Consider the following 9,518-nt stretch of genomic DNA (forward strand, 5'->3'; position numbering starts at 1 on the left):
TGCCCAGCGGCCACCAGAACAGCTTGTCCTTGCCCAGGATGCGCGCTTCCACGCCCAGCGCCATCTTGGCCGCCAGCCCCCACAGCCCGTCCCAGTTGGAGGTATGCGGCGCGGCGATCACCACCGCCTTGGACAGGTCCGGGATCGGGCCGCGGATGCGCCAGCCGCCCAGGCGCAGCACGGTGCGCCCCAGCCAACGGACGAACGCATTGGGTTTGACCCTGGGCACATTGGACGGAATGACGGGCACCACGGGCTCGGAATGGCTCAAGTACTACTCCCAATTGCGGGTTGAACGGCCGCGCTTGACCTGGGCGCGTTCCTTTTTCTGGTCCAGCCGGCGCAGCTTGGAACCGTAGGTGGGCTTGGTCGCCACCCGCGCCTTGGGCACCGACAGGCTGGTCTGGATGAAGGCCACCAGCCGCTCGCGGGCATCCTGACGGTTGCGGTCCTGGGTGCGGAAGCGCTGGGCGTCGATCACCAGCACGCCCTCGCCGGTCATGCGGCGGTCGCGGCGTGCCAGCAGGCGCTGCCGCAACGGCTCGGGCAGCGAGGGCGAGCCGGCCACGTCGAAGCGCAGTTCCACCGCGGTGGATACCTTGTTCACGTTCTGCCCGCCGGCCCCGCTGGCGCGCACGAAGCGTTCGACGATCTCCGTTTCCGGTATCGCCAGCTGCGCCGAGATTTCGATCAGGCCTGTCCCCATCGGCGCATTGTAAGCAGCCGACCCATGCCGGGCCATGCTCGGCGGGCGTGCTCGGCGGAAGTTCCTATCCAACCCTCCCCTTGGCGGCGCCAAAGGGACAGTGAGACGCAGCATCACGATGCGCTTTCCCGTCCAGCGACCCTCTCCCTGCACGGCTGGGGAAGGCTGTACAGGCGGCCCGGAGAGAACTCAGCGCGCCTGCCCCGGATCCCACTCCCGCGCTTCCCAACGCCGCCAGGCGCGGTAATGGTGGATGGCGAAGCCGGCGAACGACGGCTCCTTGCGCAAGGCACGCTCCACCTTGGCCACTTCCTGCTCGAACACCTTCGGCCCTTCCTCGTCGAAGGTGACCTTGTCGATCTCGTTCGGCGACACCTCCAGCCCGATCACCACCTTCCTGCCCACCTGGTTGGCATAGGCGATCTCGCTGGCCGCATGCGAAAGAATGCTGTCGCTGCCTTCGGCCTTGTCGCGGTAGTCCATCAGCGCGACGTAGTCATACAGGTCGATGGTGTGTTCGCTGACCGGGCGGCGCCTGCCCTTCCACTCCAGCTCGATGCCATCGAGCCAGAACGGTATCGCCGGCCCCACGCTCAAGGTCGCGCCATGCGCGTGCTTGATCCGCATCAGTGCATCGCTCATGTCCAGGAAGCCGGCGAGCAGGCCCTCGCGGGTGTCCTCGTCCCATGCATCCAGGATGTGCGGCTCGATGTCCAGGTTGGCGCCGTCGAAGCGCGCCGTCTCCGGCACGCTGGCGTTGTACTCGACCACCCGCCGGAACATCGCCTCGGCCTGCGCGCGATGCGATGGCAGCACGTAGTTCTCGGTGTTCAGGTAGGCCGAACCGAGCAGCGCGTAGACCTTCATGCCCTGCGCATGCATGCGCTCGATGAAGGCACGGTACAGCTGCGGTTGCTCCACGATCAGGTTGCGGCCCTGGTAGGCATCGGCATACAGGTACAGCGTGTCGACATGCCGGGGCTTGAGGTAGGCGATGGCCTCCTCGGCCACGGCCGGATCCTCGACCAGCGCATACGACTCCGCTTCCCAGGTCCAGAACGCGCGGCTGGCGGGGCTTGCCGCCGTGGCCGGCAGCGCGCACATCAACCAGACCAGGCCACCGGCCCACAGCGACCTCATGGCGCGCTCCCGCCGGCGGTGGCGGCACCGGCCTCCACCGGCAGGTGGTAGCGGCCGATGCCGACCGGCTTGCCGTTGTCCGGGTCGGACGGGAACACCGACACGAAGCAGCGGCCGGCGCATGCCTGCGGATAGGGCAGCAGCAGCTGCACCTGCTGTTTGCCGCCGACCGGCAGCTGCACGGCGCTGCCGTACACCTCCTTCAACTCGCGGCCATCCTCGGTCGCCAGCACGGCCAGCGGCACGAACGGCTTGCTCGGGACCGCGTCGCCATTGCTGAACACCGCCGTCAGCTGCACGCCCTCGCCGATGCGCGCCACCTGCGCGGACTCCATGCCCACGCCGTGCGCGGTCGGTGCGACCACCGCCAGGGCATCAGGCCGTGCCGGTGCCTGGTACGCCACCAGCGGCGCATTGGCACCGTCCGGGGTCAATGCCCGCCGCTGCATGAAGATCGCATTGGCCTGCACGTAATGCGCCCGTCGCGCGGCTACCCAGTCACGCACCGCGGGATCGTCGGCTTCGGCCAGGTGCATGCCGTCCTGCAGCTCGTACAGCTTGCCCTCGCGCAGCCACCAGCGTTCGGCCAGGTACTCCGGCGCGCTGGTCTTGGTCTGCTGCAGCGGCAGCGCATGGATGTTGCGGAAGCTCTCGGCCATGTCCAGGCCGGTGCCCAGCCACGGCGTCCGCGCCGGCCGTTGCAGGCCGTAGGTATTGGACAGCAGCGCCACCAGCGACGGCGTCACGTCCAGCTGCGAGGACACCGCACGCACGCGCCGCGGCTGCCTGAGCAGGGGCGAGAAGATGATCAGCGGCACGTGGTAGCGGTCCACGTGCTCGCCCATCGGGATCTCCGGCAGGCGATGGTCGCCGGTCACCACGAAGATGGTGTTGGCGTACCACGGTGCACTGGCCACGCTGTCGAAGTAACGGCGCAGCTGGTCATCGGTGTACAGGATGGTGCTGTACTCCGCGGCGTTGGCGCGGTACGCCGGCAGTTGCGCGGCGGGCACCTGCAACGCCTGCAGGCGCTGTTCCAGCCGCGCACGGTAGGCCTCCTGGCCGGGGAACGCGTAGCTGGTGTGCATCGAGATGGTCTGGATCGCCACCAGGAACGGGGTCTGCAGGCGGTTGCTGTCGGCCAGCACGCGCGAGACCAGCTCCTTGTCCGGATAGCCCCAGGCACTGAAGGGGTTGCGCTGGTAGCCGTCGCCGAAGGAGTTCATGTCCACCAGCTGCTGGACCTGCTGCAGCTGCATGTACCCCTTCTCGTCGTCGAAGGCGGTGTCGGTGCCGTTGTAGAAGGCGGTGTGGTAACCCTGCTGGCCGAGCACGCTGAACAACCCCGGATGCGCCGGCATGCCGGCCCCCAGCGCGGTGAAGCCCTGCTCGGCGAACGGGGCCGAGCCGAACAACGTCGGCAGGACGCCGAAGGTCCGGCCCTGGTTGGCCAGGAAGTTGTCGAAGTACAGGCTGCGCGTGGCCAGTTCGTCGAGGAACGGCGTGAAGCTGCCCAACGATGCCTGCGGCCCGGAGAACGAACGCCCCAGGCCCTCGACCACGATCACCACCACGTTCGGCCGGCTGCCGTCGCGGGTCGGCGAGAAGTAGTCGCCCAGCGTGTCGGGGGTCGACTCCTGGCGCAGGAACGGGTACTGCGGATCCAGCGCCGGCAACTGCGTGGCTGCGGCCACCTGCGGCGGCGAAACGATGCCTGCGCCGTCCCGGCGCCAGCGCCATACATCGCCACTGAACCAGGCCAGCTTGTTGCAGGCCAGGCCGCGTGCGGCATCATCGCTCAACACCTTGGCCCCGGCCGGCAGCGGCAGCAGCCATGCGGCGATGCCGGCGACCAGCAGTACCGTCGTGGCCAGCGTCGAGCCCCGCCCGTCGCGGCGATGCCAGAGCAGCAGGCCCAGCCACAGCACCACCAGCGGCAGCACCAGGGCGAGCACGCCGCGCGGGTTGAGCGCTGCACCATCGGCCAGCGTGGTGCGGATTTCCGCCGTGCTGTAACCGAACAGGTCCGCGCCCAGGGGCACCTGCGCCACCTGGTAGTACTGGTCGAGCATGGCCTGCACCACCAGCAGCAATGACCACACCACCGCCAGCAGCAGCACGCGCGGCACGCGCCGGCGGATCGCCAGCACCGGCAGGCTCACCAGCAGCAGCAACGGCACCAGCCGCAGCAGCACCAGGCCGGCCTGCGCCAGCGCGATGCCCGCGATGGCCCACCGCTGGTTGCCGTCCCAGCTCGCGCCCTGGAGGCCATTGAGCACCGCGCCGGCCACCAGCACCGCCTGCGCCAGCAACAGTGCCGGGAAGGCGGAGGAGAAACGCGACCACGCATTGCCGTTGTGTTCGGTCATCGTCATCACCGCGGCCCGGCTACCAGCGCGTGTACAGCGACGCGGAGACACGCTGCTCGTCGTAGCCGCCGTCGTCATCGGCATAGCCGAGCCCGATCTTGAAGCCCCAGTTCGGCGCGAAGTAGTGCTTCCATGCCACCCCGACCGCGGCGTTGCTGTCGCGCACCACGGTGCCGAAGCGGTCCATGTCGGTGCTGCGGCCGCTGCTGGCGCTGACCTCCAGGTAGTCGTCGGCATCGCCCTTGTAGTAGTTGCGCAGCAGCACGCGGTGGCTCCAGCTGCCATTGCCGACGCCGGGCACGTGCTGCAGCTTGTAGCGGCCGTACCAGTTGCCGACGTAGCGCCCCACGCCGATCCCGTAGAACTCGGTATCGCCGGAGAAGCGCAGGTGGTCGACGCTGGCCGACAGCTCCCAGCCACTGCCCACGCCCTGGAACACTTCCGCGCGCCAGGCCTGGCGCGGCAGCACCCCGCCGGAAGGTCCGTGCTGGTAACGCAGGTTGGCATAGGCGCGCGGCCACAACGGGACGTAGCCATCCAGTGCCCAGGCCGTATCGCGGGTGCCGAAATGATCGGCGCGCAACAGCTCCAGGCCCAGCGAGCCGCGGCTGAACTGGCGGCGCACGGTCAGGTCGGCGTCGTTCCAGCTTTCCCGGTCACCGCTGAAGCCGGTGTGGTCCCAACCCGCGCTGGCGCTCCAGCGGTAGCCGGCGACGATCACGTCCGGGTTGGACAGGCGCGGCAACAGGCTCTGCTGCAGGCCGGCGATCTCGCCGGGATCGGCGCCCAGGCCGGCGGCGGCATCGAAGTCGGCGCGCGCCGCTTCGCGCTGCCCGGCATCGCGCAGGGCGCGCCCGCGGGCGATACGCGCGGCCGGGTCCTGCGGTGCCAGTTCCACCCAATGGGAATAGGCGTCGGCGGCCTGTTGCGGACGGTCGCTCCAGCGGTACACGTCACCCAGCGCCGACCACGCGTCGGCATAGGTCGGGCTCTTTTCCACCACCGCGCGCAGGTCGTTCTCCGCCGCCGCATACTGGCCGTCCCACGCGTAGGTGCGCCCACGTGCCAGCAACAGGTCGCCATTGCCGGGATGCTCGACCAGCAGGGCCGTGTAGCGTGCCAGGGCCTCGGCACGCTGCCCGCCGGTGGCCAGTGCCTGCACCTGGCGCATCTGCACGGTGAGCGCGTCCGGCTCGGCATCCTGTGCCATCGCGGCGGCACTGCAGCTGGCCAGCACCAGCAGCAGCGCCACGTGCAGCGTGCGGGGAGTGGAAGGCGGTTGCATGGCCAATGAATCGCTCCTGGTCTTCATGGTAGGTGGCTCCCTTCCGGCGCATGCGGTTGGCTCGCCGGCTCGGCACCGGCCGCGTTCTGCTGCCAGGAACCATCGCGGCTGACATGTCCCCAGCTATGGCGCCGACGCCGGCTGAACAACCAGCGCATGGTGCCGACGAAGCGCCAGCAGGAATTGATCTGGCGGTAGCCGAAGTTCTCCAGCACCGCGACGACGAACATCCGCAGCTGCTGCAATGGCCGTTTGTACAGGCCGAAGGACAGCTCCTCCAGCAGCATCGCGTTGACCGAGAGCAGGATGCCCATGCCCACCGCGGCGGCCAGGAACACCAGGAACACATCCAGCGGCACCAGCCCCACCAGTGCCAGCACGATCATCGAGACATAGCCGATCACCTCGATCACCGGGCCCAGGAACTCGAACACCAGCATGAACGGGAACGCCACCCATCCAGCCGCGCCACCGTGGCGGCTGAACATCAGCCGGATGTTCGACCACAGGCTCTCGGCCAGGCCGCGTTGCCAGCGCACGCGCTGGTTGCGCAGCGAGGCCAGGTCGGTCGGTGCCTCGGTCCAGCACACCGGGTCGGGCACGAACACGATGCGGTAATCGCGCTGTTCCTCGCGCAGGTTGCGATGCAGGCGGATCACCAGATCCATGTCCTCGCCCACGGTATCGGTGCGATAGCCACCGATGGCGATCACCCGTTCCTTGTAGAACACCCCGAACGCGCCGGAGATGATCAGCAGGGCATTCATCGGCGACCAGCCCATGCGCCCGAACAGGAACGCGCGCAGGTACTCCACCAGCTGGAAGCTGGGCAGCAGGCGGCGGGGCAGGCCGACTTCGGACAACATGCCGTCCTTGACCGTGCAGCCGTTGAGCACGCGCACCACGCCACCGCTGGCCATCACCCGGCGGTCCTCCAGGAACGGGCGCACCACTCGCGAGAGGCTTTCCGGCTGCAGGATGCTGTCGGCGTCGATCACGCAGAACAGCGGGTAGCGCACGCAGTTGATCCCGGCATTGATCGCATCGGCCTTGCCGCCGTTGGCCTTGTCGACCATGCGCACGCGCGGGTAGCGGGCCGAGGCATAGACGCCCTTGACCAGCTCGGTGTGCAGGCGCGCACGATAGGCCTCCGGTACCAGCACCAGGCCGAAGGCCTCGATCAATGCCTCGCGGGTGCGGTCGCTGGAACCGTCGTTGACCACCACGATCTCGAAGTCGGGGTAGCTGGTCTTGAGCAGCGAACGCACCGAGGACACCACCGAGGTTTCCTCGTTGTAGGCCGGCAGCACGATGCTGACCGGCGGCTGGTACTCGCGCAGCGCCGCCGGCAGGTAGTTGGCCCGGTATTCGCGCATGTAGCGCACGATCTGGTAGGCGGAGATGTAGTTGAGCACCAGGTAGGCCAGGTTGATCGCCACGAAGTAGGCGACGAACAGCCACTGCAGCGCGGCCAGCTGCTGCAGCCATGGCAACTGCTGCAGGTACTCCACGAAGGATTGCCAGTAGTTCATGTCGCCCCCCTGAGCCCGTGCTCGGACAACACCTGGTCGATGATGTCGCGGCCGAAGGCATCCCCCTGCCGCTGCTGCACCTTGCGCATGGCCTCCACCCCATTACCGCTCAGCGCCATCAGCGCCTGCGCCGCGCGGTAACGCACCCACCACACGCTGTCGGCCAGCAACGGCTCCAGCCGCGCGGCGTCGGCGGCCTCGCCGATGCGGCCCAGCGCGACCGCCGCATGCATGCGGACATGCCAGCGCGAGGCGGCAAGGAACCCGATCACCCGCTCACGCTCGTGGCGGTCGTTCACCAGCTGCAGGCAGACCGAGATGATGTGGTCGTCGACGTGCCCGTCCAGCAGCTGCCGGAGCACGCCGCTGGCGCGTTGCGGATCGATGTCGGCCAGGAAGCGCACCAGCTTCACCGTGGTATCGGCGTTGGCACGCAGCAATGCATTGCCGAGCTCGCGGGCGGCGCTGCCGTCCTTGTTCTCGGCCAGGATGCGCGCGACGTTGCCCGGCACCCAGTCCTCGCGCTCGGCCACCAGTGGCACGAACATCGCCATCGCGTGGGGCGGGTCCACCTGGGCCAGCGCACGCGCCGCGCACAGCGACACGATCGGGCTGCGGTCGGTCAGGAACGGCGACAGCCGGTCGAACAGGCGACGGTCGCGCAGGTGGCCCAGGGCGATGATGGTCATCGCGCGGTCGTGGTAGCTGCCGCGCAGCAGCCGTGGCGAGACCTCCTCCAGCCCGACCCGCTGCCCGACCGGGACCAGGCGCCGTGCGGCCTCCTCCGGCAGTGATTCGTGCAGGGCGTTCCAGGCGTCGACGAAGCCCTGCACTTCACCCGGCTGCAGCCGCTGCACCTCCACCGGCCCCAGCAGGGCCTGCTGCAGCACCCGCGTCCAGTGCTCGCGTGCCTGCAGGTCGCGTTGCTCGCGGCGCTGCGCGCGCATTCTCAGGATCACGATGAGGGTCAACAGCACGCACGCGAGCAGCAGGGTCAGCACCGCGACCCAGCCCGCGATCATCACGACAGTCGACCCCTTGGCCAGCTCTTCCATCGCCCTTCCCCCCATGGATGCAGGGGCCTGGCTACCGTGCCTGCCCCTCCCCTGTGTCGCACCTTCAGGCAGAGCCTACGCCGAAAAATGTGATTTACATCTCATTTTCCGTAAAATTTTCATCCAGGTGACATCTTGATCTGCTAGGCCATTCACGCGGATTGCTGTTTTTACATTGAAAACAACAACTTGCCGAAACCACCCGATCACACGTCCGGTCGGCCAAGCCGGGCGAGCGGCACGCCGATGCTGCACCGCAGGTATGCTCCGGGCATGCCCCGGACTCCAGGAAGGCCCATGTCTGCACATCGCACCGTCCGTTCCCGCCTCACGCCCCTGCTGCTGGCCGGCAGCCTGCTGCTGGCCGGCATCGCGCCCGCCCTGGCCACGCCACCGTCGGACAGCGACATCAACCGCCTGCTCGCCGCCTCGCGTGCGCAGAACATGCTCGACGCGATGCTGCCGCAGATGGAAGCCATGCAGCAGCAGCAGTTCGCCCAGCTCAGCGGCAACCAGCAGCTGAGCCCGGAGCAGAAGCAACGCATCCAGCGCATCCAGCAGCGCACCTCGCAGACCATGCGCGAAGCGCTGTCGTGGTCGCAGATGCGGCCGATGTACGTGGACCTGTACAAGCGTTCGTTCTCGAAGGAGGACGTGCTGGCGATGGCCGAGTTCTACGAGAGCCCGGCCGGCCAGAGCCTGCTCGACAAGACCCCGACGCTGATGCAGAACCTGATGGTCGCCATCCAGCAGAAGATGACGCCGCTGCTGGCGGACCTGGAGAAGGACCTGCAGCAGATCGTCAATGAGCCCGAGGCCAAGGGCGGGAAGTAAGCGAAAGAAGAAGCAACGACACCCCGCCTGGTCCTGCCCTTGGCGATGCCAAGGGAGGAGGCGGGAACGTGGTGTCGCTGTGATCGGACCGACCTGCAGGAACCATCCCCTCCCTGCGCAGCAGGGCGGGGTGCAGTCGGGGGCAACGGCCCCCTCACCTCACGGCTGCGACCACCCGAACAGGTCCATCGCCTTGCCGAACTCGCGGTCCAGCGGCGCGCTCACGTCCACCCGGCCGCCCTGCGGATGCGGGAACGCCAGCCGCTCGGCGTGCAGCAGCATGCGGTGCACGCCCTGCATGCGGAACGTGCGGTTGTGCCGCCCGTCGCCGTGGCTGGTATCGCCGATCAGGTGATGGAACAGGTGCTTGAGGTGCCGGCGGATCTGGCGGAAACGCCCGGTCTGCGGCTGGCAGCGCAGCAACGCATAGCGCGAGGTCGGGAAGCCGTTCGAGGGAATCGGCAGCTCGCCGGTCAGCAGCTTCTGGAAATGGGTGATGGCCGGCTTCTTGACCGGTTTGCCCGGGCCGCCGTCCAGGTCGTGGTCGACGGTGAACGCGTCTTCGGCCGGCCAGCCCCGGCACACCGCCAGGTAGTC

Annotated in this window: 9 protein-coding genes; 1 reads left to right on the plus strand and 8 read right to left on the minus strand. The window is 68.3% G+C overall.

The annotated features are described in order from the left end of the window. The 7 genes from VA603_RS11055 to VA603_RS11085 all read right to left on the minus strand — a co-directional run. On the minus strand, positions 1 to 271 hold a 271-nt coding region (locus VA603_RS11055; protein ID WP_486679294.1), incomplete at its 3' end, for a lysophospholipid acyltransferase family protein. 3 nt (positions 272 to 274) lie between these two features. Further along, entirely contained in the window at positions 275 to 706 is a 432-nt protein-coding gene (arfB, locus tag VA603_RS11060) for an alternative ribosome rescue aminoacyl-tRNA hydrolase ArfB (RefSeq protein ID WP_192286969.1), read from the minus strand. 189 nt (positions 707 to 895) lie between these two features. Further along, entirely contained in the window at positions 896 to 1,846 is a 951-nt protein-coding gene (locus VA603_RS11065) for a hypothetical protein (protein WP_323438863.1), read from the minus strand. Beyond that, positions 1,843 to 4,215: an LTA synthase family protein gene (locus VA603_RS11070; protein ID WP_323438864.1), complete on the minus strand. Its 2,373-nt coding sequence runs from the start codon at positions 4,213 to 4,215 to the stop codon at positions 1,843 to 1,845. The genes VA603_RS11065 and VA603_RS11070 overlap by 4 nt, the downstream gene beginning before the upstream one ends. Before the next feature lie 19 nt (positions 4,216 to 4,234). Next, positions 4,235 to 5,527 carry a YaiO family outer membrane beta-barrel protein gene (locus VA603_RS11075; RefSeq protein ID WP_323438865.1) on the minus strand — a complete coding sequence of 431 codons (1,293 nt, stop codon included), beginning with the start codon at positions 5,525 to 5,527 and terminating at the stop codon, positions 4,235 to 4,237. Then, the gene (locus VA603_RS11080) at positions 5,524 to 7,032 is read right to left on the minus strand and encodes a glycosyltransferase family 2 protein (RefSeq protein WP_132863664.1); all 1,509 of its coding nucleotides are present in this window, start codon (positions 7,030 to 7,032) and stop codon (positions 5,524 to 5,526) included. Before VA603_RS11080 ends, VA603_RS11075 begins: the two co-directional genes overlap by 4 nt. Beyond that, positions 7,029 to 8,087, minus strand: a complete 1,059-nt coding sequence (locus VA603_RS11085; protein WP_323438866.1) for a HEAT repeat domain-containing protein — start codon at positions 8,085 to 8,087, stop codon at positions 7,029 to 7,031. The genes VA603_RS11080 and VA603_RS11085 overlap by 4 nt, the downstream gene beginning before the upstream one ends. A gap of 297 nt (positions 8,088 to 8,384) precedes the next feature. Here VA603_RS11085 and VA603_RS11090 point away from each other — a divergent pair, with 297 nt between their 5' ends. Next, the gene (locus tag VA603_RS11090) at positions 8,385 to 8,921 is read left to right on the plus strand and encodes a DUF2059 domain-containing protein (protein ID WP_132863666.1); all 537 of its coding nucleotides are present in this window, start codon (positions 8,385 to 8,387) and stop codon (positions 8,919 to 8,921) included. Between the two features lie 159 nt (positions 8,922 to 9,080). On the opposite strand, the gene VA603_RS11095 is transcribed toward VA603_RS11090, so the two are convergent. Further along, on the minus strand, positions 9,081 to 9,518 hold a 438-nt coding region (locus VA603_RS11095; protein WP_323438867.1), incomplete at its 5' end, for a pseudouridine synthase.

Source organism: Stenotrophomonas capsici (assembly GCF_034961085.1).
GTDB classification, from domain to species: Bacteria; Pseudomonadota; Gammaproteobacteria; order Xanthomonadales; family Xanthomonadaceae; genus Stenotrophomonas; species Stenotrophomonas capsici.